This is a genomic window from Streptomyces sp. NEAU-174, from assembly GCF_052665095.1.
Genome location: NZ_JBQTCE010000003.1, coordinates 451,915 through 474,273 on the forward strand (window position 1 = coordinate 451,915; position 22,359 = coordinate 474,273).

18 protein-coding genes are annotated in these 22,359 nt (G+C 71.8%); 8 read left to right on the forward strand and 10 right to left on the reverse strand.

All coding sequences use genetic code 11. The features are described from left to right. Positions 1 to 80 precede the first annotated feature (80 nt). Positions 81 to 851 carry a hypothetical protein gene (locus ACT2CW_RS11365; RefSeq protein WP_445516457.1) on the forward strand — a complete coding sequence of 257 codons (771 nt, stop codon included), beginning with the start codon at positions 81 to 83 and terminating at the stop codon, positions 849 to 851. 94 nt (positions 852 to 945) lie between these two features. Here ACT2CW_RS11365 and ACT2CW_RS11370 read toward each other — a convergent pair whose 3' ends face one another. After that, positions 946 to 1,428, reverse strand: a complete 483-nt coding sequence (locus ACT2CW_RS11370) for a MarR family winged helix-turn-helix transcriptional regulator (RefSeq protein ID WP_138913844.1) — start codon at positions 1,426 to 1,428, stop codon at positions 946 to 948. A gap of 250 nt (positions 1,429 to 1,678) precedes the next feature. Here ACT2CW_RS11370 and ACT2CW_RS11375 point away from each other — a divergent pair, with 250 nt between their 5' ends. Then, positions 1,679 to 2,527 carry a lysozyme gene (locus ACT2CW_RS11375; RefSeq protein WP_164428167.1) on the forward strand — a complete coding sequence of 283 codons (849 nt, stop codon included), beginning with the start codon at positions 1,679 to 1,681 and terminating at the stop codon, positions 2,525 to 2,527. Between the two features lie 179 nt (positions 2,528 to 2,706). Continuing rightward, complete coding sequence (locus ACT2CW_RS11380) at positions 2,707 to 3,285, forward strand: TetR/AcrR family transcriptional regulator (RefSeq protein ID WP_432046249.1); 579 nt, start codon at positions 2,707 to 2,709, stop codon at positions 3,283 to 3,285. A gap of 70 nt (positions 3,286 to 3,355) precedes the next feature. On the opposite strand, the gene ACT2CW_RS11385 is transcribed toward ACT2CW_RS11380, so the two are convergent. From ACT2CW_RS11385 to ACT2CW_RS11405, 5 genes are all read right to left on the reverse strand, one after another. Next, positions 3,356 to 3,907: an NAD(P)H-dependent oxidoreductase gene (locus ACT2CW_RS11385; RefSeq protein WP_445516458.1), complete on the reverse strand. Its 552-nt coding sequence runs from the start codon at positions 3,905 to 3,907 to the stop codon at positions 3,356 to 3,358. 110 nt (positions 3,908 to 4,017) lie between these two features. Further along, positions 4,018 to 4,623 (reverse strand): short chain dehydrogenase, encoded by a 606-nt coding sequence (locus tag ACT2CW_RS11390; RefSeq protein ID WP_164428174.1) that lies wholly within the window; start codon positions 4,621 to 4,623, stop codon positions 4,018 to 4,020. 68 nt (positions 4,624 to 4,691) lie between these two features. Beyond that, entirely contained in the window at positions 4,692 to 5,282 is a 591-nt protein-coding gene (locus tag ACT2CW_RS11395) for a Uma2 family endonuclease (protein WP_432046246.1), read from the reverse strand. A gap of 134 nt (positions 5,283 to 5,416) precedes the next feature. Then, a complete protein-coding gene (gene lon / locus ACT2CW_RS11400; protein WP_445516459.1) occupies positions 5,417 to 7,834 on the reverse strand; it encodes an endopeptidase La in 2,418 nt (805 codons plus the stop codon). A gap of 74 nt (positions 7,835 to 7,908) precedes the next feature. Continuing rightward, entirely contained in the window at positions 7,909 to 8,586 is a 678-nt protein-coding gene (locus ACT2CW_RS11405) for a rhomboid-like protein (RefSeq protein WP_445516460.1), read from the reverse strand. Between the two features lie 469 nt (positions 8,587 to 9,055). Here ACT2CW_RS11405 and ACT2CW_RS11410 point away from each other — a divergent pair, with 469 nt between their 5' ends. From ACT2CW_RS11410 to ACT2CW_RS11425, 4 genes are all read left to right on the forward strand, one after another. Then, complete coding sequence (locus ACT2CW_RS11410) at positions 9,056 to 9,784, forward strand: spermidine synthase (protein WP_445516461.1); 729 nt, start codon at positions 9,056 to 9,058, stop codon at positions 9,782 to 9,784. Positions 9,785 to 9,888: 104 nt separating this feature from the next. After that, on the forward strand, positions 9,889 to 10,629 hold the full coding sequence (locus ACT2CW_RS11415) for a response regulator transcription factor (protein WP_086709713.1): 741 nt from the start codon (positions 9,889 to 9,891) through the stop codon (positions 10,627 to 10,629). Then, positions 10,626 to 12,002, forward strand: a complete 1,377-nt coding sequence (locus tag ACT2CW_RS11420) for a sensor histidine kinase (protein ID WP_445516462.1) — start codon at positions 10,626 to 10,628, stop codon at positions 12,000 to 12,002. Before ACT2CW_RS11415 ends, ACT2CW_RS11420 begins: the two co-directional genes overlap by 4 nt. Before the next feature lie 250 nt (positions 12,003 to 12,252). Then, positions 12,253 to 16,113, forward strand: a complete 3,861-nt coding sequence (locus ACT2CW_RS11425) for a multifunctional oxoglutarate decarboxylase/oxoglutarate dehydrogenase thiamine pyrophosphate-binding subunit/dihydrolipoyllysine-residue succinyltransferase subunit (RefSeq protein ID WP_445516463.1) — start codon at positions 12,253 to 12,255, stop codon at positions 16,111 to 16,113. A 73-nt stretch (positions 16,114 to 16,186) separates the two neighbouring features. Here ACT2CW_RS11425 and fxsT read toward each other — a convergent pair whose 3' ends face one another. From fxsT to ACT2CW_RS11440, 3 genes are all read right to left on the reverse strand, one after another. Next, positions 16,187 to 19,501 (reverse strand): FxSxx-COOH system tetratricopeptide repeat protein, encoded by a 3,315-nt coding sequence (fxsT, locus tag ACT2CW_RS11430; protein ID WP_445516464.1) that lies wholly within the window; start codon positions 19,499 to 19,501, stop codon positions 16,187 to 16,189. A gap of 238 nt (positions 19,502 to 19,739) precedes the next feature. Next, positions 19,740 to 20,117, reverse strand: a complete 378-nt coding sequence (locus ACT2CW_RS11435; protein WP_445516465.1) for a MerR family transcriptional regulator — start codon at positions 20,115 to 20,117, stop codon at positions 19,740 to 19,742. A 190-nt stretch (positions 20,118 to 20,307) separates the two neighbouring features. Beyond that, positions 20,308 to 21,078: an SDR family NAD(P)-dependent oxidoreductase gene (locus ACT2CW_RS11440; RefSeq protein ID WP_445516466.1), complete on the reverse strand. Its 771-nt coding sequence runs from the start codon at positions 21,076 to 21,078 to the stop codon at positions 20,308 to 20,310. A gap of 125 nt (positions 21,079 to 21,203) precedes the next feature. On the opposite strand from ACT2CW_RS11440, the gene ACT2CW_RS11445 reads away from it, so the two are divergent. Next, positions 21,204 to 21,386, forward strand: coding sequence for a DUF6104 family protein (locus ACT2CW_RS11445; protein WP_037964994.1), 183 nt, complete (start codon positions 21,204 to 21,206; stop codon positions 21,384 to 21,386). A 137-nt stretch (positions 21,387 to 21,523) separates the two neighbouring features. Here the strand turns inward: ACT2CW_RS11445 and ACT2CW_RS11450 are convergent, their stop codons facing one another. Next, positions 21,524 to 22,339, reverse strand: a complete 816-nt coding sequence (locus ACT2CW_RS11450) for an AfsR/SARP family transcriptional regulator (RefSeq protein ID WP_182472093.1) — start codon at positions 22,337 to 22,339, stop codon at positions 21,524 to 21,526. Positions 22,340 to 22,359: the final 20 nt, after the last annotated feature.

A 22,359-nucleotide genomic window follows, 5' to 3' on the forward strand; every position in this document is an offset into this window, starting at 1 on the left:
GCGACGGATTTGGTACGGACCAACACCCGGTCCGGCCCTCGCCGCCATGGTGATCGACAGGGCTCCGGCAGACTGAGGGAATGCGCATCGAACTCGCGACCGCCCCCGGCGATCAGCACCATCCCAACGAGGACTACGCATCAGTAGCCCTTCCGGCCTCGGGGAGCGGCGGTGCGCTCGTGGTGCTGGACGGGGTGACCCCGCCCGAGGGAGGGGACGGATGCGTCCACAGCGTGGACTGGTTCACCGCGCGGCTCGGCGGATCGCTGCTCGAACTGTCCGGTTCGCGGCGGGATATGCCACTGACACAGTGCCTCTCCGAGGCGATCGCGCGGACCGCCGCCGCCCATAGTTCAACATGTGACCTTTCTCACCCACTGACACCCCAGGCAACCGTTGTCACAGCGCGCTGGAACACCGAGCGCATCGAGTATCTGGTGCTGTCCGACTCGGTGTTGCTCATCGAGCGGACCCATGACGGAGTGACCCCGGTCCTGGACGACCGCATCGACCGGCTGCGGGCCGAGGGCCGCCGGCTCGCCCCGCTGCGCAACGCGGCGGACGGCTTCTTCACCGCCGCCGCCGACCCCGGCGTCGCCGGTAAGGCGGTCACCGGGGAGCTCCCGCGCGGCGAGGTACGGGCGCTGGCGGCGCTCACCGACGGGGCGTCGCGCTGGGTGGAGCGGTTCGGCGAGGGCGACTGGACCGAGTGCTTCGCGCTGCTGCGCAAGGAGGGCCCGCAGGCGCTGATCGACCGGGTGCGGGCGGCCGAGCACGCCGATCCGGACCGTACGGCCTTCCCCCGGGGCAAGACCCATGACGACGCGGCCGTGGTCTTCGTGGAGCCCTGACGGCGGGGCCGCCCTCCCCTGGGCGGGTAGCGCGGTTGCCACATCCGCGTCGCCGGATGGGCGGGGGTCGCCGATCCTGACGGGTATGAGCGCCCTACTCCTGCGCCGCGCGCGCCGTCTGACCGCGGTCGTCGGCCTCCTGCTCCGCGTTCAACCGGTGCAGCAGCCTGGCGAGTTCGGCGACCTCGCTGCGCTCCCACGCGGCGAGACGGCGCGCATACCGCGCCCGCCGTGCTCCGCGCACGGCACGGAAGCGGCTGCGGCCCTCCTCGGTCAACTCCACCAGGAAGGCCCGGCCGTCGGCCGGATCGGGCGCCCGCGTCACCAGTCCGAGCCCCTCGAGAGCCCGGAGCTGACGGCTCATCGTGGCCTTTCCGACGCCCACGAAGCCCGCGAGCTCGGTGGCGCGCTGCGGACCGGCGTCCTCCAGCCGCATCAGCAGTCCATAGGCGGCGGATTCAAGCTCCGGGTGGACCTCCCGGGCCAATTCCCCCGAAGCGGCACGGGCTCTGCGGAGGAAAACCGCCAATTCGCGCTCCAGAGCCAGGAATGCATGGTCCACACCAATGCCGCCCATGGTGCCCCCCTCACCCCGCTCAGGGGGCAACGCCCCGTTGTCGTGCACGTCAGAGCCCTCTCCGGGTTTTCACTTCGTGAAAGTTTCTACCACGCGCGGCTGTTACCGCAGCTCCACCAGTATTTCGCAGGATTAGACCAACGGCATCACACTCTCCCCCTTCCGTCGGCCTATCTACGCCCGTAGCGTCAACTCCTGACATGGTCATTCCAATCGGAGCTCCCCCCACCGAGGTTTCGGAGGCAACGCCATGCCCGTGCACAGACCTGGTTCGGTCCGACGCGCCCTCAGTGCGCTGATCGGCACTCTCGCCGCGCTCCTCGCCATGACCCTCGCGCTGCCCGGTTCGGCGTTCGCCGCCCAGGCCCAGCGCGACAAGGCCATCCCGCATCCCGAGGACGACTGGGCGGGTTCCCAGATAGCCAAGCACGAGGGCGGATCCACGACCGGTGAGGCGCCGACGGGGCTGCTCGCCACCGTCGAGGGCGTGGACGTCAGCAGCCACCAGGGCAATGTCAGCTGGTCGACGCTGTGGGGCAGCGGCGTCCGGTTCGCCTACGTCAAGGCGACCGAGGGCACCAGCTACACCAACCCGTACTTCGCGCAGCAGTACAACGGCTCGTACAACGTCGGCATGATCCGCGGCGCGTACCACTTCGCCCTGCCGAACAACTCGACGGGTGCCGCGCAGGCCAACTACTTCGTCGACCACGGCGGCGGCTGGTCCAAGGACGGCAAGACCCTGCCGGGCGCGCTCGACATGGAGTACAACCCCTACGGCGCGACCTGCTACGGGCTGAGCGCCAGTGCGATGGTCAACTGGATCAAGTCCTTCAGCAGCACCTACAAGTCGCGCACCGGCCGCGATCCGGTGATCTACACCTCCACCAGCTGGTGGAAGACCTGCACGGGCAACTCCGCCGCCTTCGGTGGCGTCAACCCGCTGTGGATCCCGCGCTACGGCTCGTCCGTCGGCGAGCTTCCGGCCGGCTGGGGCTTCCACACCATCTGGCAGTACACCTCCAGCGGCCCGACGGTCGGCGACCACAACAAGTTCAACGGCGCCATGGACCGGTTGCAGGCGCTCGCCAACGGCTGAGCCCCGCATCGCGTCACCCCCCACACCTGGCGCGTCGACCGCATGCGGCGCGTCCGCCCTCCGGCATACGGACAGGTCTGTCTGTACGCTGGAGGGCGTCGGCCGTATCCCGGCCCCGGTCGCTCCCCGGCCTCGGTCACCCCGCACGGCCCCGTGTGTCCGCGTCAAGGAGCTTGATCATGAGCAGCGCCCGCCCCTCCGCCCATGAGCGGATCCTGTCCACCGCGACCGCCCTGTTCAACGCCCATGGGGTGCGCGGGGTCGGAGTGGACCGCATCATCGCCGAGTCGGGCGTGGCGAAGGCGACGCTCTACTCCCACTTCCGCACCAAGGACGATCTGGTGCTGGCCTATCTGCGCGGCTCGGACGAGCGCTGGGGCGGGGCGCTGCGGGAAGCCGCAGAGGCAGCCGGCGCCGACCCCCGGGACCGGCTCATCGGTCTCTTCGACGCGCTGGACTCGGCGACCGAGCGCGACGGCTTCCGCGGCTGCGCGTTCATCAGGACCGCCGGCGAGACCGAGCCGGGCACCGCCACCCACACCGCGACGGTCGAGCACAAGCGCTCCGTACGGGCCTGGCTGACCGAGCTGGCCCGGGAGGCCGGGGCCGCCGACCCCGAGCGGCTCGCCACGCAGCTCTCCGTGCTCGTGGACGGGGTGATGGCCGCGGCGGCGCTGGAGCCGAGGCCGGAGTTCACGGAGGCCGCCCGGGAGGCGGCGCGGGCGCTGGTCGCGCAGGCGTGCCCGGCCCGGGTGTAGACCGGCCCGTGCGTGGATACGGCGAAGGGCCCGGCCGCATACGCGCGGCCGGGCCCTTGTCTTCCGTCTGTTACGCGATGGCGAGATCACGCTCGTGCGGCAGCCCGGACGCCAGCAGCGCGCGGTAGCGCTCCTGGTGCGCGGCGAGCGCCGCGTCATCCATCCCGTGCGTACCGTAGACGACGAACGGCTCCTCGTAAGCCATGCCCGTGATGTTCGCGGCCGCGTCGAAGGGCTTCAGCAGTTCGACGACCGTGAAGCGGTTGAACCCGTCGGGCCGGTACATCTCCTCCTGCGCACCCGCCGTGGTGGCGATCCGCAGCGACTTGCCGCGCAGCGAGGTGCCGCCGCTGCCGTAGGCGAAGCCGCGCAGGAACACCTCGTCCAGCCACTTCTTCAGCAGCGGGGGCGCCGAGTACCAGTAGAAGGGGAACTGGAGCACGATCCGGTCGTGCTCCAGCAGCAGCCGCTGCTCGCGCTCGACGTCGATCCGCAGATCGGGATAGGCGGCGTAGAGGTCATTGAACGTGACGTTCTCCACCGGCCGAGCCGCCTCGGCGAGGGCGGCGTTCACCCGGGACGCGGCGAGATCGGGGTGGGCGAGGACGAGCAGGGTGCGCACGGAGTTCCTCCGGAGACGGTACGGCATGCGAACAGACAGGTCTGTCTGCCTCGCTCTCGAAACTACCAGACAGACCTGTCTGGCTGCCAGCGGTCCCGCCCGGGCCCGGGTCAGCCGCGGCCGGGCACGATCACCTGCCCCTGCGCCGCCCCCTCGATGACCTGCGCATACGCCTGGGCCACGGTCTCCACCGGGGTCCCCTCGGCGGGGTCCATGCCCAGCTTCTCCAGGGTTTCCCGCACCCATCCCGGGCAGATCGCGTTCACCCTCAGCCCGCGCTCCATCTCGATCGCGGCGGCCCGGACGAAGGCGTCGAGCCCCGCGTTCACCAGCGCGCCGAAGGCCCCGCCGGGGGTGGGCTTCTCGAAGACCCCACTGGTGAGGGTGATGGACCCGCCGTCGCGGAGGTGGTGGAGGGCACGGCGCACGAGCGCGACCTGGCCCAGCAGCTTGGCGTCCAGACCGGTGGTGAACTCCTCGTCCGAGGCGTCCCCGCCGAGCGGGGTGAGCGCGCCGGAGGCGGCGCAGCAGACGACGGCGTCGACGTCCTGGACGGTCGCGAAGAGGTGGTCGAGGGTGGCGGGGTCGGCCACATCGACGCGTACGGCGCCGCCGGCGCCGGTGCGGGAGGCCCGTACGACCTCATGCCGACCTTCGAGGGCGTCCACCACGGCACGCCCGATGGTTCCTGTCGCTCCGATCACGATGACCTTCATGCGGCTCAGCGTGCCGGAGCGCGGGGTGCGCCGCCTGGCCCTGTGGGAACCAGGCAGCGGGGGGTGGATCAGTCGCGGGGGAACTCGTCGGTCTTGAGCGTGAGGCCCACAACAGTGTTGGTCAGATCCACCTCATCGCCGAAAGACACCGTGCGTTCGTTGACGTAGGCGCCATCCTTGGGCTCGGTGAACAGATGACACCTGCCGGTGTAGGGGTCAATGATCAGGTAGACGGGGACCTCGGCAATGGCGTATGCCGACTTCTTGGGTCCGTAATCATTGGCACCCGTGCGCTTCGAGATCACCTCGGCCACGAACTCGACGTCCTGATGACGCCACAGGCCTTTGGAGTTCTTGACGGCGCCCTCGGCGATCAGCGTGACATCGGTCGCGAAGCCGTTGAGATAGCCGGGGTAGTCGATGCGGACATCCGACTTGATCCGCTTGCGCGGGTAGCGTGTCCGCAGTTGCTCGACGACGTCCAGGATGATGTCCCAATGCGTGTCCCGCTGCGGCGACATGAAGATGTTCCCCTCGACAATCTCAACCTTGATTCCCTCGGGGACGGGCATCTTCTCGAGCGCCTCGAACATCGCGTCCAAGGTGAGTTCGTCGCTGCTGTCGGCCATCTCGATCCTGTCAATCGCCATGACGGTCACCGTGCCGCTCCTCCCCGCCGCGCACCGAACGCACGCGGCCGGTTAGTCCAACGATACGCACGGCCGACAGGTCACGCGTGGCCCGGAACCCCGTTCGACACAGGGCCCCGGGCCACCGCTCCCGGCAGCGTCCGTCACGCCGCTACCGGAACCCCGGGGGTCGCCGCCCGGGCGGGCTCGAGGGCCAGCTCCAGCACCCGGCGGACGTCCGAGACCGGGTGGACGTCGAGCTTGTCCAGGACCTCGGCGGGGACGTCGTCCAGGTCGGGCTCATTGCGCTTGGGGATGATCACGGTGGTCACCCCGGCCCGGTGCGCCGCCAGCAGCTTCTGCTTGACGCCGCCGATGGGCAGCACCCGCCCGGTCAGGGACACCTCGCCGGTCATCGCCACGTCCGGGCGCACCTGGCGGCCGGAGAGCAGCGAGGCCAGCGCGGTGGTCATGGTGATGCCCGCACTCGGGCCGTCCTTGGGCACCGCGCCCGCCGGGACGTGGAGGTGGACGCCGCGCTCCTTCAGATCGCCGACCGGCAGCTCCAGCTCCGCGCCGTGCGAGCGCAGGAAGGAGAGCGCGATCTGGGCGGACTCCTTCATGACGTCGCCGAGCTGACCGGTGAGGTTCAGCCCCGCGCCGCCCGTCTCCGGGTCGGCCAGCGACGCCTCCACGAACAGCACATCACCGCCCGCGCCGGTGACCGCGAGCCCGGTCGCCACGCCGGGGACGGCGGTGCGGCGCTCGGCCGGGTCCTGGGCGGACTCGGGGGTGTGGTGCGGCCGCCCGATCAGCGGGCGCAGCTCCGCCACGCCCACCGTGAACGGCAGCTCGCGCTCCCCCAGCTCGTGCTGGGCCGCCACCTTGCGCAGCAGCCGGGCGATGGACCGCTCCAGGGTCCGTACGCCCGCCTCGCGGGTGTACTCGCCCGCGAGCTTGCGCAGCGCCTCGTCGGTCACCGTGACCTCGCCCGGCTCCAGACCGGCCCGCTCCAGCTGACGGGGCAGCAGGTGGTCACGGGCGATGGTGACCTTCTCGTCCTCGGTGTAGCCGTCCAGGCGCACCAGTTCCATCCGGTCCAGCAGCGCCTCCGGGATGGCCTCCAGGACGTTGGCGGTGGCGAGGAAGACCACGTCGCTCAGGTCGAGTTCGACCTCCAGGTAGTGGTCGCGGAAGGTGTGGTTCTGCGCCGGGTCCAGGACCTCGAGCAGGGCCGCGGCCGGGTCGCCGCGGAAGTCGGAGCCCACCTTGTCGATCTCGTCCAGCAGGACGACGGGGTTCATCGAGCCCGCCTCCTTGATGGCCCGGACGACCCGGCCGGGCAGCGCGCCCACGTAGGTGCGCCGGTGGCCGCGGATCTCCGCCTCGTCGCGGACGCCGCCGAGCGCGACCCGGACGAACTTCCGCCCCATCGCGCGGGCGACGCTCTCGCCCAGGCTGGTCTTGCCGACGCCGGGCGGGCCCACCAGGGCCAGCACCGCGCCGCCGCGGCGGCCGCCGACGACGCCGAGGCCCCGGTCGGCGCGGCGCTTGCGCACCGCCAGGTACTCGGTGATCCGCTCCTTGACGTCCTCCAGGCCCGCGTGGTCGGCGTCGAGGACGGCCTTGGCGCCCTGGATGTCGTACGCGTCCTCGGTGCGCTCGTTCCAGGGCAGCTCCAGGACGGTGTCCAGCCAGGTGCGGATCCAGCTGCCCTCGGGGCTCTGGTCGCTGGACCGCTCCAGCTTGTCGACCTCCTTCAGGGCCGCCTCGCGCACCTTCTCGGGCAGATCGGCGGCCTCGACGCGGGCGCGGTAGTCGTCGGACTCGTCCTCGGGGTCGCCGTTGAGCTCGGCGAGCTCCTTACGGACGGCTTCGAGCTGGCGCCGCAGCAGGAACTCGCGCTGCTGCTTGTCGACGCCCTCCTGGACGTCCTTGGCGATCGACTCGGCCACGTCCTGCTCGGCGATGTGGTCGCTCAGCCAGGTGACGGCGAGCTTCAGCCGGGCCACCGGGTCGGTGGTCTCCAGCAGCTCGACGCGCTGGGCGACGGACAGGAAGGGCGAGTAGCCCGAGTTGTCGGCGAGCTGCGAGACGTCGTCGATCTGCTGCACCCGGTCCACGACCTGCCAGGCGCCGCGCTTGCGCAGCCAGCTGGTGGCCAGCGCCTTGTACTCCTTGATCAGTTCGGTGACGGCACCGGGCAGCGGATCGGGCACGATCTCCTCGACCGTGGTGCCCTCCACCCACAGGGCCGCCCCGGGTCCGGTGGTCCCAGCCCCGATGCGGACGCGGCGCACCCCGCGGATCAGCGCGCCGGGGTCTCCGTCGGAGAGCCGGCCCACCTGCTCGACGGTGCCGAGCGTGCCGATACCGGCGTAGGTGCCGTCGACGCGCGGCACCAGCAGCACCTTCGGCTTGCCGCCTCCGCTCCCACTGGAGCGTGCGGCGGCCTGGGCGGCCTCCACCGCGGCGCGTACCTCGGTATCGGAAAGGTCCAGCGGCACCACCATGCCGGGGAGCACCACCTCATCGTCGAGAGGCAGTACGGGCAGGGTGAGCGGTGTGGACAGCGAAGCCATGATCTCCCCTTCGGCAGGCAAGTTGAGTCATGAGGACTCAATAAGTCAATGCCCACTCAATGCGCGAAGGGGGTTCAGGTGTTCCCGGAGGCTCGTTCGCTGTGAGCGAAGCCGGGCGAGGCGTCGTCCTTTCGCTCCGCCTGCGGGCGCCACCTGATGTTTCGCCGGACATACGGCCAGGAGACGACACCGAGCAGCAGGGCGAAGGCATGGCCCCAGCCGGTGAGCGGATCGACGTCGACGAGGATCCCGGCGACGAGCGCGAGGGCGACCCCGCCGAGCAGCGTCCACCGGCGCCGGGGCGACAGCAGCCCGGCGAGCGCGGCGGCGCACGCGATCAGCCCGTAGCTCACCCCGTAGTCGAGGCGGCGCAGCGAGCTGTCCGGGAGATGCCCGGCGGCCACGGAGACGGCCACCGGGACCTCGGTGAGCAGCGTCGCCAGCACATGGCCGAGCAGGAACACGGCGGCGGTGCGCACCCCGCCGAGCCGCCGCTCCAGCGCGCCGAGCACCAGGGGGAAGGCGGCCAGATACGGCGAGGTGATCCCGCCCACCGCCCACAAGGCGCTGACCAGCAGCGTCAGCAGCGGCCGCTGGGACAGGTGGAACACATCGGTGCTGGAGCCCGCGAGCAGATCGCGCACGGTGCCGGGATCGCCGAGGCGGGCGTAGAGCCCGGTGCCGAGCAGGACGAGGGTGTAGCCGAGGGTGAACGGCACGGTGAGCAGCGCGCGCGACAGCGAACGCGCCACCGCCGCCCTGTGGTGTCCATGCGCCCGTCCGACACTCGGCACCCGCGGCGTACTGGCCCCCACGGCCGCGGGCCAGCCGCGGCCCACCACCCGCCGCGCACCGGCCACGCGAGCGCATGGCCCGGCGGGGGCGACGGCCCGGGGGCCGTCCGGGTCACCGCCGTCCGCCGCCCGCGCGCCCGGAACGGCCGACGCGTCCGTCCCGCTCGCCGATGTCGCCCTTACCGATGTCGTCAACGCCCGCGCCCCTCTCTCACTCCCGCCGCTCCCCCTGCTCCCCGCTTATCCGCCACGACCGGAACAACAACCAGGACGCCGTGAGTCATGTCACGGCGCCCTCAGCTGTGACATGGACGACGCCACACCACGCCCCGGCACGGCCCCGCGGCACCGTGAATCGGTTGGACCGGCGAGCCGGGGCGGCGCGAGGATGGCGGGGTCAGGAGCCACCCGGGAGGACCTCACACCCATGCAGCCGCAGCCGCCGTACGACCTCCACACCGACGCCGACGACCGGCCGGTGACCGTCGACCGCCGGGAGGGCCCGTACGGCGAGGTGGTACTGCGGCGGCGCGGCGGCGCGGGATCCTCGGACGACGCCGTCTTCGAGATCATCGCCAACGGCTGCTTCCTCATGGACACCTCCGACGGCCGCTCCGAGCGGCTGCTCATCCGTGCCGCCCTCGGCGCACTGCCCGCCGACCGCCCCTCCCCCGCGCTGCTCATCGGCGGGCTCGGCGTCGGGTTTTCGCTGGTCGAGGCGGTGGCGGAGCCCCGGTGGGGGCGGATCGAGGTGGTCGAGCGGGAGGCCGCGGTGATCGACTGGCACCGCGCGGGACCCCTGGCGGCCATGACCGCCGGGGCCCTGGCCGATCCGCGCACCGAGATCGTCCACACCGATCTGGTCGAGTGGCTGCGAACGGGCCCGCGGACCTATGACGCGCTGTGCCTGGACATCGACAACGGCCCCGACTGGACCGTCACCGAGGACAACGACGGTCTCTACTCCCCCACCGGGCTCGCGGCCTGCGCGGCGCGTCTCGCGCCGGGCGGGGTACTGGCCGTATGGTCGGCGCAGCCGTCGCCCGCGTTCGAGGAATCTCTCCGGAATGCCGGGTTCACACAGGTGCGTACGGAAGAGGTCGCCGTTGCCCGGGGTGTTCCCGACGTCGTGCATCTCGCGGTTCGGGGCGCGTAGCAAAGCCGCGTACGCTGGCTTTACGCTTGCTTGCCTACCAAACGCGGCTGAGCGATGACCAGGCGCGAGCCGCGGGTTTCACCGGAAGACGCAGGGGCGGGCGTATGGAGCAGACTCACAACGGTCACAACGGGGCCGCCACGACCACCCCTGGCGCACAGCGCCGGGTCCTCGTCGTCGAGGACGATCCGACCATAGTGGACGCCATCGCGGCCCGGCTGCGCGCCGAGGGGTTCCAGGTCCAGACGGCGGGGGACGGTCCGGCGGCGGTCGACACGGCCGAGGCGTGGCAGCCCGATCTGCTCGTCCTCGACGTGATGCTGCCGGGCTTCGACGGCCTGGAGGTCTGCCGGCGGGTGCAGGCCCGGCGGCCGGTGCCCGTGCTGATGCTGACCGCGCGCGACGACGAGACCGACATGCTGGTGGGGCTCGGGGTCGGCGCCGACGACTACATGACCAAGCCGTTCTCCATGCGCGAACTGGCCGCGCGGGTGCACGTACTGCTGCGGCGGGTGGAGCGGGCGGCGCTGGCCGCGCACACCCCGCGCAGCGGGATCCTCCGCCTGGGCGAGCTGGAGATCGACCACGCACAGCGCCGGGTGCGGGTGCGCGGCTCGGATGTGCACCTCACCCCGACCGAGTTCGATCTGCTGGTCTGTCTGGCCAACACCCCGCGCGCGGTGCTCTCGCGCGAGCAGCTGCTGGCCGAGGTGTGGGACTGGGCGGACGCCTCGGGCACCCGCACCGTGGACAGCCACATCAAGGCGCTGCGCCGGAAGATCGGCGCGGAGCGGATCCGTACGGTGCACGGCGTCGGCTACGCCCTCGAGACCCCGGCGGCATGACGAGGGCCCGCTGGGCACGCAGGCTCCCCAAGGTCCGGGCAGGCACGGCCCCCAAGGACACGGCTCCCAGGGTCCTGGCACGCGGGGGCTGGGCGCGCGGCGGCTGGGCACGCGGCGGCTGGGCGCGCGGCGGCTGGGCGCGCCGGGCTCCCCAGGCCTGGGCGGACAAGTCCCCCAGGCTCTGGCCGCGCGGGGTCCCCAAGGGCTCCCGGCTGCCCGGGGCCCCCACGGACCGGCGGGCGTGGTCCCGCGCCACCTGGGCCCGGGTCTGGGAGGCGCTGCGCCCCTTCGACCCGTACCGCTCGGTCAAGGCGGCGCTGGGGGCGCTGGTCGTCGGCTCGGTGATCATCACCACGCTGCTCGTCTTCGCGGCGATGCACTCCGACACCGAGCTGCGCGTCATCACCATCTTCTCGATCATCGCCTCGCTGCTGATCACCCAGTTCGTGGCGAACGGGCTCACGGCCCCGCTGGACGAGATGACCGAGGTCACCCGAGCGATGGCCAACGGCGACTACACCCGGCGGGTGCGGGCGGCGCAGCGCGGGGACGAGTTCGGCGACCTGGCGTCCGCGTTCAACCGGATGGCGGCCGACCTGGAGGCGGTGGACACCCACCGCAAGGAGCTGGTGGCCAACGTCTCGCATGAGCTGCGCACCCCGATCGCGGCGCTGCGGGCGGTGCTGGAGAACGTGGTGGACGGCGTCTCGGAGGCCGATCCGGAGACCATGCGGGTCGCGCTGAAGCAGACCCAGCGCCTGGGCCGCCTGGTGGACCAGCTGCTCGATCTGTCCCGCCTCGACAACGGGGTGGTGCCGCTGCACGCGCGGCGGTTCGAGGTCTGGCCGTATCTGGCCGGGATCCTCAAGGAGGCCGGCATGGCCAAGGGCGCCGAGTCCCATTCGGGCGCGCACACCCGTAAGGACGTCCATCTCAACCTGGACGTCTCGCCGCCGGAGCTGACCGCCCACGCCGATGCCGAGCGGCTGCACCAGGTGATGGCGAACCTCATCGACAACGCGGTGAAGCACAGCCCGGCACATGGCCGGGTGACCGTGCGCGCCCGGCGCGGCGACGGCCCGGAGAGCCTGGAGCTGGAGGTGCTGGACGAGGGCCCGGGCATTCCGGAGGCGGATTGGCACCGGGTCTTCGAGCGGTTCAACCGGGGCGGGCTCTCCCCGGACGGCTCGGTGGACGGCCGGCGGCGGCCGGGGCCGGCCAGCGACGGCGGCACCGGTCTGGGGCTGGCGATCGCGCGCTGGGCGGTGGATCTGCACGGCGGGCGGATAGGGGTGGCGGAGTCCGCGCGCGGCTGCCGGATCAAGGTCAGCCTCCCCGGACCTGCCCCGGAATCCAAACCAGGGACCCCCTGAGATCAAAGCTGAAGTAAAGTCGACCCTGTCGCGCACATACGAGCGGCAGGGGTGCACGTCTGCGCTGCCCCGCGCCGGAGGAAATGCACGAAACCCCGTGTGTTTCCCGGTGCGTCATGCGCTGAAACCCGCCAATCAATGTGACGTGCGCGACGTTGACCAGTGCGGCCTGCACGTAAGGGTCCAAGAGGCGTAGCCTTTATTCCCGCTGTCCACCACCTTTAGGAAGCGGAAGAGGGCGGTTGCCGCCGTGTCGCCACAGTCCCCCAACACCTCGAGCGTCTCGACCGATGAACAGGACGGGCAGGGGAGTAACCCTGCCGCTGCCTTCGGCCCCAATGAGTGGCTCGTCGACGAGATCTACCAGCAGTACCTCCAGGACCCGAACTCGGTCGACCGAGCCTGGTGGGACTTCTTCGCCGACTACAAGCCGGGTCAGGACACCGGCTCCGCGGTGGCCAAGCCACCACAGGGAGTAGCCGCGAGCGCCGCCCCGGCGGCCCCGGCCAAGCCCGCTGCGGCGGGGCCGGCGGAGGCCAAGCCCGCCGCCCCGGCCGCGAAGCCCGCCGAGGCCAAGCCGGCCGCCGCGGCCCCCGCCGCTCCCGCCGCCGCGAAGCCCGCGGCGGCGCAGCCCGCGCCCCCCGCCGCGAAGGCCGCCCCGGCGGCCCCCGCCAAGCCCGCGCCGGTCAAGCCGACCCCGGCCGAGCCGACGGTCTCCAAGAAGGAGCCCGCCGCGCCCTCCGCGGGGCCCGAGCTGGTCACGCTGCGCGGCCCGTCCGCCGCCGTGGCGAAGAACATGAACGCGTCGCTGGAGCTGCCGACCGCCACCTCGGTCCGCGCGGTCCCGGTGAAGCTGCTGTTCGACAACCGCATCGTCATCAACAACCACCTCAAGCGCGCCCGCGGCGGCAAGGTGTCCTTCACGCACCTGATCGGCTACGCCATGGTGCAGGCGCTGAAGGCGATGCCCTCGATGAACTACTCGTTCACCGAGAAGGACGGCAAGCCGACCCTGGTCAAGCCCGAGCACATCAACCTCGGCCTCGCCATCGACCTGGTCAAGCCCAACGGCGACCGCCAGCTCGTGGTCGCGGCGATCAAGAAGGCCGAGACGCTCAACTTCTTCGAGTTCTGGCAGGCGTACGAGGACATCGTCCGCCGCGCCCGCGCGAACAAGCTGACGATGGAGGACTTCACCGGCGTCACGGCCTCCCTCACCAACCCGGGCGGCATCGGCACCGTCCACTCGGTGCCGCGGCTGATGCCCGGCCAGGGCCTGATCATCGGCGTCGGCGCCATGGAGTACCCGGCCGAGTTCCAGGGCACCTCCCAGGACACCCTGAACAAGCTGGGCATCTCCAAGGTCATGACGCTGACCAGCACCTATGACCACCGGGTGATCCAGGGCGCCGCCTCCGGCGAGTTCCTGCGGATCATGAGCCAGCTGCTGCTCGGCGAGAACGACTTCTTCGACGAGATCTTCAAGGCGCTGCGCATCCCCTACGAGCCGGTCCGCTGGCTCAAGGACATCGACGTCAGCCACGACGACGACGTCACCAAGGCGGCGCGGGTCTTCGACCTGATCCACTCCTACCGGGTCCGCGGCCATGTCATGGCCGACACCGACCCGCTGGAGTACCGCCAGCGCAAGCACCCCGACCTGGACATCATCGAGCACGGGCTCACCCTGTGGGACCTGGAGCGCGAGTTCGCGGTCGGCGGCTTCGCGGGCAAGTCCATGATGAAGCTGCGCGACATCCTGGGCGTGCTGCGCGACTCGTACTGCCGCACCACCGGCATCGAGTTCATGCACATCCAGGACCCCAAGCAGCGCAAGTGGATCCAGGACCGCGTCGAGCGCAACCACGACAAGCCGGAGCGCGAGGAGCAGCTGCGCATCCTGCGCCGGCTCAACGCGGCCGAGGCGTTCGAGACCTTCCTCCAGACCAAGTACGTCGGCCAGAAGCGGTTCTCCCTGGAGGGCGGCGAGTCCGTCATCCCGCTGCTGGACGCGGTGCTGGACGCGGCCGCCGAGTCGCGCCTCGACGAGGTCGTCATCGGCATGGCCCACCGCGGCCGGCTGAACGTGCTGGCCAACATCGTCGGCAAGTCGTACGCGCAGATCTTCCGCGAGTTCGAGGGCAACCTCGACCCGAAGTCCATGCACGGCTCCGGTGACGTCAAGTACCACCTGGGCGCCGAGGGCACCTTCACCGGTCTGGACGGCGAGCAGATCAAGGTCTCGCTCGCCGCGAACCCCTCCCACCTGGAGGCCGTGGACCCGGTCCTGGAGGGCGTCGTCCGCGCCAAGCAGGACATCATCGGCAAGGCCGGCACCGACTTCACGGTGCTGCCCGTCGCCCTCCACGGCGACGCTGCCTTCGCGGGCCAGGGTGTGGTGGCCGAGACGCTGAACATGTCGCAGCTGCGCGGCTACCGCACCGGCGGCACCGTGCACATCGTGATCAACAACCAGGTCGGCTTCACCGCCGCCCCGGCCGCGTCCCGCTCCTCGATGTACGCCACGGACGTCGCGCGCATGATCGAGGCGCCGATCTTCCACGTCAACGGCGACGACCCGGAGGCCGTCGTGCGCGTCGCGCGGCTCGCCTTCGAGTTCCGCCAGGCGTTCAACAAGGACGTGGTCATCGACCTGATCTGCTACCGCCGCCGCGGCCACAACGAGACCGACAACCCCGGTTTCACCCAGCCGCTGATGTACGACCTGATCGACAAGAAGCGCTCGGTGCGCAAGCTCTACACCGAGTCGCTGATCGGGCGCGGCGACATCACCCTGGAGGAGGCCGAGCAGGCGCTCCAGGACTTCCAGGGCCAGCTGGAGAAGGTCTTCACCGAGGTCCGCGACGCGGTCTCGGCCCCGGCCCCGGCCGAGGTCCCCGAGCCGCAGGCGGAGTTCCCGGTCTCGGTCCAGACGGCGGTCTCCCAGGAGGTCATCAAGCGGATCGCCGAGTCCCAGGTCAACACCCCCGACCGGATCACCGTCCACCCGCGGCTGTTCCCGCAGCTCCAGCGGCGCGCGGCGATGATCGAGGACGACTCGATCGACTGGGGCATGGGCGAGACCCTCGCCATCGGCTCGCTGCTGATGGAGGGCACCCCGGTCCGGCTCGCCGGCCAGGACTCCCGCCGCGGCACCTTCGGCCAGCGCCACGCGGTGCTGGTGGACCGCGAGACCGGCGACGACTACACCCCGCTGCTGTACCTCACCGAGGACCAGGCGCGGTACAACGTCTACGACTCGCTGCTCAGCGAGTACGCGGCGATGGGCTTCGAGTACGGCTACTCGCTGGCCCGCCCGAACGCGCTGGTCATGTGGGAGGCGCAGTTCGGTGACTTCGTCAACGGCGCGCAGACCATCGTCGACGAGTTCATCTCCTCGGCCGAGCAGAAGTGGGGCCAGACCTCTGGTGTCACGCTGCTGCTGCCGCACGGCTACGAGGGCCAGGGCCCGGACCACTCCTCGGCCCGGATCGAGCGCTTCCTCCAGCTGTGCGCGCAGAACAACATGACGGTCGCCGCGCCGACGCTGCCGTCGAACTACTTCCACCTGCTGCGCTGGCAGGTCCACAACCCGCACCACAAGCCGCTGGTCGTCTTCACCCCGAAGTCGATGCTGCGTCTGAAGGCCGCGGCGTCGAAGACGGAGGAGTTCCTCTCCGGCTCGTTCCGCCCGGTCATCGGCGACGAGACGGTCGACCCGGCCGCGGTGCGCAAGGTGGTCTTCTGCTCCGGCAAGGTCTACTACGACCTGGCCGCGGAGCGGGACAAGCGCGGTGCGAACGACACGGCGATCATCCGCCTGGAGCGGCTGTACCCGCTGCCGGGTGCGGAGCTCCAAGCCGAGATCGCCAAGTACTCGGGCGTCGAGAAGTTCGTCTGGGCGCAGGAGGAACCGGCGAACCAGGGTGCGTGGCCGTTTATCGCGCTCAACCTGATCGACCACCTGGAGCTGTCGGTCGGCGCGGACGTCCCCGCCGCCGAGCGCCTGGTCCGGGTCTCCCGCCCGCACTCGTCCTCGCCCGCGGTGGGGTCGAACAAGCGGCACCAGTCGGAGCAGGGGGCGCTGGTGGCCGAGGTCTTCGAGATCTGATTCACCACGTTCGCCACGGAAGGCCCGGTCCCGCGTCGCGCGGGGCCGGGCCTTCCGCCGTGTGGGGCTGCCGTCAGACCGGCAGCGGTTCGAAGTCCCAGACCGGGCGGATGCGCTTGCGGGCCGCCACGGTCTCGGGGTGGTCCCGTCCCAGGACGGCGGTCAGGCCGCCGAGGGCCACCTCCTCGATCACATCCGCCTCCTCGCCTCCCCCCGGAATCACCCGCAGATCCGCGGCCAGTCCAATCTGGGCCAGCAGGGTCAGCGGATGCCGCTCGCCCAGCACCTCGGCTGCGTGCAGCGCGGTCTCCCGGCTCATGGCGCACGCGTCCTGGTACCGCCCCGTCGCGTGGTACGTGGCGGCGGTGTTGAGCGCGATCCCCAGTGTCCAGGGATGGTGCTCGCCGACGGCGTGGGCCATGGCCGTGAACAGCGAGTCCCGAACTCGCGCCTTGTCGTCGGCGCCCAGAGTGAGCGCCTCGTTCGCCCAGGCACCAATGGTGTACGGATGCCGGGACCCCAAAGCGGTCGAGTAACCCTCCGAGGTCTTCTCGGCGATACTCGCCGCCCGCTCCAGATCACCCTGGCACCGGAGGGCGCGGGCGACCCCGGCAGCAATCATCAGCGTCAGCGGGGCGCCCTCGCCCAGCAGGCGCTTCGCCAGCTCCCACAGGACGTGGATGTCGATGTCGCCCTCCCAGCCACACCGCCACAGGTGGTACTCGGCGGTCAGGGTCAGCGGATGCCCGGTGCCCAGCACGGCGCGGTGCCGCTCGACGCTGGGCGCCTGAAGCGTCAGAGCGTCCCCGTAGCGACCGGACAGCCGCAGGTCGTACGCGTGCTCCGTCTCGCAGGCCAGCGTCACCAGCGCGGACGGGCCCAGCTCCGCACGCGCGCTGTCCAGCGTCCGCCCGGACAGCTCCGCGGCCTCGGCGTAGGAGCCGAGCATCCGCAGCGAGTGGGACAGGCCGCGCTGGGCGTTCCGTACCGCCGCACCGTCCTGCGGACAGCTGTCGGTGCACAGGGCGCGCTGTTGGCGGGCGAGTTCGTGCGCCTCGTCATAGCGGGCCAGGCCCCGCAGATCCGACCCGAGCCGGGCCATCGCGACGAGTCTGCCTGGCACGTCGGCCACCGTGACGAGTCTGCCCGGCGCGTCGATCCCGCCCAGGCTCTTCAGCACCGCCCGGTCCAGCGTCTCCGCGGCTGCGTAGTCCCCGGTCTCGCGCAGCAGCGCGGCGCGGCGCGCCATCAGCTCCTGATAGTCGCCCGCCGCGCGGTCCGCGAGCCGCCCGCCCGTCGCGTAGTCGCCGCTCAGCGTCAGATACGTGAGGAACCCGACGACCAGCCGGCGCGACGCGGCGTCCGATGACTCCAGCGCGCCCGAGGGCTCCAGGTACGGCACCAGCCGGGCGTAGCGCGGCCATGCCGCCGGGTCGTCCGGGCAGCGTGGATCCGCCGCGACGAGGGCGCCGCGGACGATCCGGGCGTCCTTCTCCCGCTTGTCCTCCGGCGTCCGCCGCCGCACCGCGTCCCGTACGAAGCGGCTCATCCACACCGCCTCGGCCTCCAGCGCCGACCGCCCCATCACCGACCACTGCGCCAGCTTGCCGATGGCCAGCTCCAGCTGGCTGGGGTTCTCCAGGAGCGCCGCCACCGCCGGGGAGACCTGCCCCGCCGGGACGGCCCGGAGCAGGGCGAGCGGGACCGGGCCGGGGCCGAACAGGGCACACAGGCGCAGCAATTCGGCCGCCGCCTTCGTGCTCTCCCTCAGCCGGGTGATCAGGTCCTTGAAGGCGGAGTGGTACGGCATCGGGTAGTCGGCGGCGGGCCGTACCGGGTTGGGCTCGCCGTCGCTCGCCATGCGCACGTACTCGGCGACCGGTGTGGACGCGCCGTCCAGCCAGCCCGCCGTCTGGTCCAGCGCCAGCGGCAGGTCCTCGACGGCCGCCGCCAGCCGGTCCGCGTCCTCGGGGCCGATGCGCGGCGCCCGGCGGCGTACGAAGGCGACGCTGTCCTGCCGATTCAGCGGCGGGACGTCCAGCAGCTCGGCGTAGTGGTCGGCCCAGGCCCGGTTGCGCGAGGTGATCAGCACATGGCCGCCGCCGGCGGGCAGCACCTCGGCGATGGCCTCCGGGTCGTCGGCGTCGTCCAGGACGATGAGCCAGCGCCCGTACGGATCGCCACGCCGCAGCGCCTCCAGGGCGGCGCGGACCAGGTCCGCCGCGTCCCTGCCGTCCCCGCCGCCCAGGGCCCGGGCGAGCGCGGCCAGCCGTTCCTTCAGGGCGGGCAGCCCGTCCACGCCTGCCCACCACACGACGTCGTACCGAGCGGCGAAACGATGGGCGTACTCGGCGGCGAGCTGCGTCTTGCCGATGCCCGGCAGCCCGACGAGGGCGACCACGGCGGTGTCGGCGGGGGCGGCCTCCAGCCGCTCGCGCACCTCGGCGAGCAGCTCGTCCCGCCCGGTGAACCGCGGATTGCGGCGCGGCACACCACCCCAGACGTCGGGGACGCGCCCGGGTTCCATCGGTGAGCGGTCGTCGGGGGCGGTGGCGCGGCTCCGTAACGCCGCCAGTTCCCGCTCCAGCCGCCGCGCCCGCTCCTCGGCCACCACCACCTGCTCCTGGGCGTGCGACAGCCGGTGCGACGCGGGCTCCTCGGCCTGCGCCTTCGCCCCGGCGGCCTCCTCCTCCGCCTGGAGCTGGTGCTCCAGCGCCTCGCAGCGCCGTTCGGCCTCCAGTGCCTGGCGGCGGGCCTGGGTCAACGCGTCCTGGAGGCGGGCGACTTCCTCCCGCAGCCGGTCGCGTTCGGCCGTCACCTCCTCGCGCTCCTGGCGCAGCCGGTCCAGCTCCGCGCCACGGGTCTCGCGGTCGGCCGCCGCGACCGCGATCCGGCGCTGTTCGACCTCCATCTCGGCGATGCGCTGTTTCCGTACCAGCAACGCCTCCGACAGGGCCTCCGCCCGCACCTCGGCCTGCTGGCGCTGCCGGTCCGCGTCGGCGAGCCGGTCGCGCAGCCGCTGGAGCTCCCAGCCCATCTTGTTGGTGGCCTGCAACGCCCGGCGTTGCAGGGTGTGCACATGCGCCACGACCTCGGTGGCGGGCGGCCGTCCCGCGGCCTTGGCGGCATGGGTGAAGAGCTGGTCCACGAACTCGGCCGGGGGCACCACGGTTCCGTTGAGATAGCGCGAGACGGTCCCCGCGTCGTAGTGCAGCCGTATGGCGAGGACCCGCAGCGACACCCCGACCGTGCCGAACAGCTCCCGCAGGTTCTCGGCCAGCGCCCGGCACTCCGGTCTCACCTGCTCGGGGATCGGCTTCAGATCCCCGATCCGCCGTGCCGCGTCCCGCTCCGGCACCAGCTCCCCGCTGACGGGTTCGTCCTCCATGGGTCGCCCCTCCCCCGTTGCCACCCCGTTGCGGCCCACTGCAACGTGTGCGGGCTGCCGCAACACCCCAGACCCCGCACATCGTGAAACGTACCCCGGCGCCTTCGCCGGTTTCACGAAAGCAGGTCGAAGATGCCGGAAAGCAGGTCAAAGATGCCGGACCGCCGCCGTCCCGCCCTTCTCACCCTCGCCGCCGCCGCGCTCGGCGGCGCCGTCCGCGCGCTGGTGTCCTGGCTGCTCAGCCGGGCGGACTGACCGCGGTCCGGCCGCCGGAGGCGGCGGCCAGCCGCCCGGCGAGCTCGTCGCGCACCCGCGTGAGGGTGTCGATCCGGTCGTCCAGCACGCTCAGGCGGCGACGCGCGATGTCCAGCATGGCCTCGGCGGGCCGGCTGCTCGGCAGGTCGCCGTCCAGGCAGGCGCCGAAGTGCTCGATGTCCTCGAGCGTGAGCCCGGCGTCGAGCAGATACCGGATGTTGGCCACCCGCCGGACCGCCCGCTCGTCGTAGACCCGATAGCCGTTCCCCGCCCGCGCGGAGCTCAGCAGCCCCCGCTCCTCGTAGAAGCGCAAGGCCCTGGCCGTGGCACCGGTGGCCTTCGCCAACTCCCCTATCCGCATGTCCGCGAGACTACCGGCGGACGGGGGCGTCCGACGGCTCATGCCGCCTGCGGCGGGCTGTTCCCCTCCCCGCCCCTTCCCACAACTGGGGCTCCGCCCCAGACCCCGAGATCCAGGGGCAAAGCCCCAGCCACACGGCGGAGGCGCCGCGGACGATCGACGACAGGTCAGGGCACTTCCCGCGGAGCGCTTAGCCGACCAGCGCGCCGCCGTCCACCGGTAGTACGACGCCCGTGGTGTAGGCCGCCTCCGGGCGGGCGAGCTGGGTGATCCAGAAGGCGACCTCCTCGGCCCGGCCGAGCCGTCCCAGTGGCACATGCTCGATCAGGGTCTTGCGCAGGGCGGCGACCTGCTCGGCGTCGAGCCCCTGGTGATGCCCGATCCCGGTGGCGATGGGGCCGGGGGCCACAGCGGCCACGCGCACCCCGCGCGGGGCGAGTTGGACGGCCCAGCTGCGCGTCAGCGTGTCCAGGGCGGCCTTCAGCGCGGCGTACAGCTCCGCGCCGGCCATCGGCCAGCCGCGCTGGCCGATGGCCGTGCTGACGTTGATCACGACACCCGCGCTCTCGCTCAGCTGCGGCAGCGCGGCCTGGGTGAGGTACATCGGGGCGAGCAGATTGACGGCCAGCATCTCCTCGGCGGCTTCCCGCCGGATGTCCCCGAGCGGCGTCTGCCGGACCACGGCGGCGTTGTTGACCAGCACATCGATACGGCCGAACGCCTCCACCGCGGTGTTCACGATCAACTCGGCGGCCCCGGGGGCCGAGACATCGGCCACCAGCGGCCGGATGCCCGGGGCGTCGGCGGCCGTCTCGGCGAGCCGGGCCGCCGTACGGCCGACCACCAGGACCTGGGCGCCCTGCTCGGCGAAGGTCCGCGCGGTGATCCGCCCGATCCCCGTGCCTCCGCCGGTGACGATCACTGCTCTGCCGGAAAAGTGCGCTGCTGTCATCTCGGTCATGTCGATGCACCGTAAACATTGACGCCCGCGTCAACGTCAACCCCGGCGCCCCTCGGGTCGCTCACCGGGGTAGGGGGCCGCATATCCTGGGCGAGTAGATCCACACCACCCTTCCGGAGCGACCCTTGTACTTCACCGATCGCGGTATCGAGGAGCTGGAGCAGCGACGCGGCGATGAGGAGGTCACCTTCGAGTGGCTCGCCGAGCAGCTGCGGGCGTTCGTCGACCTGAACCCGGACTTCGAGGTCCCGGTGGAGCGGCTGGCGACCTGGCTGGCCCGGCTCGACGAGGAGGACGACGACGTCTGAGGGCTACGGGCTCTGAGGGTTACGGCCTCTGAGGGCCGCGTCATCTGAGGGCCGCGCCGTCTGGAGGCCGCGTCGTCTGAGGGCTACGGCCTCCGAGGGCCGCGCGTTCCGCAGCGCTGCGCGGCCCCGGCCACCCCTCACGCCACCACCGGCCCCCGCCCCGCCGCCCCCGCCTCGTGGTCCAGCCGGGGGTCCGACACCAGCACCGCCTGCTGAAGCCGCTGAAGCTTCGCCGAGGGTTCGAGCCCCAGCTCCTCCGTCATCGCCATCCGCAGCCGCTGGTAGACCGTCAGGGCGCGGGTGCGCTGGCCGGAGCGGTGGAGGGCGAGCATGTACTGACCGTGCAGGCCCTCGTGGAAGCGGTGCTCCACGACCAGCGAGGCGAGGTCGCTCAGCACCTCCAGATGGCCGCCGAGCCGCAGCCGGGTCTCGATGCCGCGCTCGGTGACCGTGAGCCGGGACTGCTCCAGCCGGGCGACCTCCGCCTGAAGCGGCCGCCCGTGCGGGGTGACGTCGACCAGGGCCGGGCCCTGCCAGAGGGCCAGCGCCCGCCGGAAGGAGGTGTCCGCCGTCCGCTCGTCGCCGGCCTCCAGCGCGCCCTCGCCCTCGGCGACGAGGTCGCGGTACTCATGGACGTCGAGCTCCCCCGGGCTCACCACCATGGCGTACCCCCCGGGCCGGGTCTGGAGCACCTCCCGGGTGACGGCGGCCGACGACATCCCCAGCCCCTCGGCGAGCAGCTTGCGCAGATGCAGGATGTACGTCTGGAGCGTGGTCAGCCCGGTGCGCGGCGGCTGATCGCCCCACAGCTCGGCCATCAGCGACTGCACCGGCACCATCCGGCCCGCGTTGAGCAGCAGCAGGGACAGCACCTTGCGCGGCTTCATCGCGCTGGGCACTCCGGACCGGGCGCCGAGGCCGAGTGTCAGCGGTCCGAGCACGCTCACCCGCATGGGTGGCACCTCTCTTCGGG

What these genes read in the sequence shown, in the direction of transcription:
- ACT2CW_RS11365 (WP_445516457.1), top strand. Translation starts at nt 81, where the DNA reads ATGCGCATCGAACTCGCGACCGCCCCCGGCGATCAGCACCATCCCAAC.
- ACT2CW_RS11450 (WP_182472093.1), bottom strand. Translation starts at nt 22,339, where the DNA reads ATGCGGGTGAGCGTGCTCGGACCGCTGACACTCGGCCTCGGCGCCCGG.
- ACT2CW_RS11435 (WP_445516465.1), bottom strand. Translation starts at nt 20,117, where the DNA reads ATGCGGATAGGGGAGTTGGCGAAGGCCACCGGTGCCACGGCCAGGGCC.
- lon (WP_445516459.1), bottom strand. Translation starts at nt 7,834, where the DNA reads ATGGCTTCGCTGTCCACACCGCTCACCCTGCCCGTACTGCCTCTCGAC.
- ACT2CW_RS11380 (WP_432046249.1), top strand. Translation starts at nt 2,707, where the DNA reads ATGAGCAGCGCCCGCCCCTCCGCCCATGAGCGGATCCTGTCCACCGCG.
- ACT2CW_RS11370 (WP_138913844.1), bottom strand. Translation starts at nt 1,428, where the DNA reads ATGGGCGGCATTGGTGTGGACCATGCATTCCTGGCTCTGGAGCGCGAA.
- ACT2CW_RS11390 (WP_164428174.1), bottom strand. Translation starts at nt 4,623, where the DNA reads ATGAAGGTCATCGTGATCGGAGCGACAGGAACCATCGGGCGTGCCGTG.
- fxsT (WP_445516464.1), bottom strand. Translation starts at nt 19,501, where the DNA reads ATGGAGGACGAACCCGTCAGCGGGGAGCTGGTGCCGGAGCGGGACGCG.
- ACT2CW_RS11375 (WP_164428167.1), top strand. Translation starts at nt 1,679, where the DNA reads ATGCCCGTGCACAGACCTGGTTCGGTCCGACGCGCCCTCAGTGCGCTG.
- ACT2CW_RS11440 (WP_445516466.1), bottom strand. Translation starts at nt 21,078, where the DNA reads ATGACCGAGATGACAGCAGCGCACTTTTCCGGCAGAGCAGTGATCGTC.
- ACT2CW_RS11420 (WP_445516462.1), top strand. Translation starts at nt 10,626, where the DNA reads ATGACGAGGGCCCGCTGGGCACGCAGGCTCCCCAAGGTCCGGGCAGGC.
- ACT2CW_RS11410 (WP_445516461.1), top strand. Translation starts at nt 9,056, where the DNA reads ATGCAGCCGCAGCCGCCGTACGACCTCCACACCGACGCCGACGACCGG.
- ACT2CW_RS11415 (WP_086709713.1), top strand. Translation starts at nt 9,889, where the DNA reads ATGGAGCAGACTCACAACGGTCACAACGGGGCCGCCACGACCACCCCT.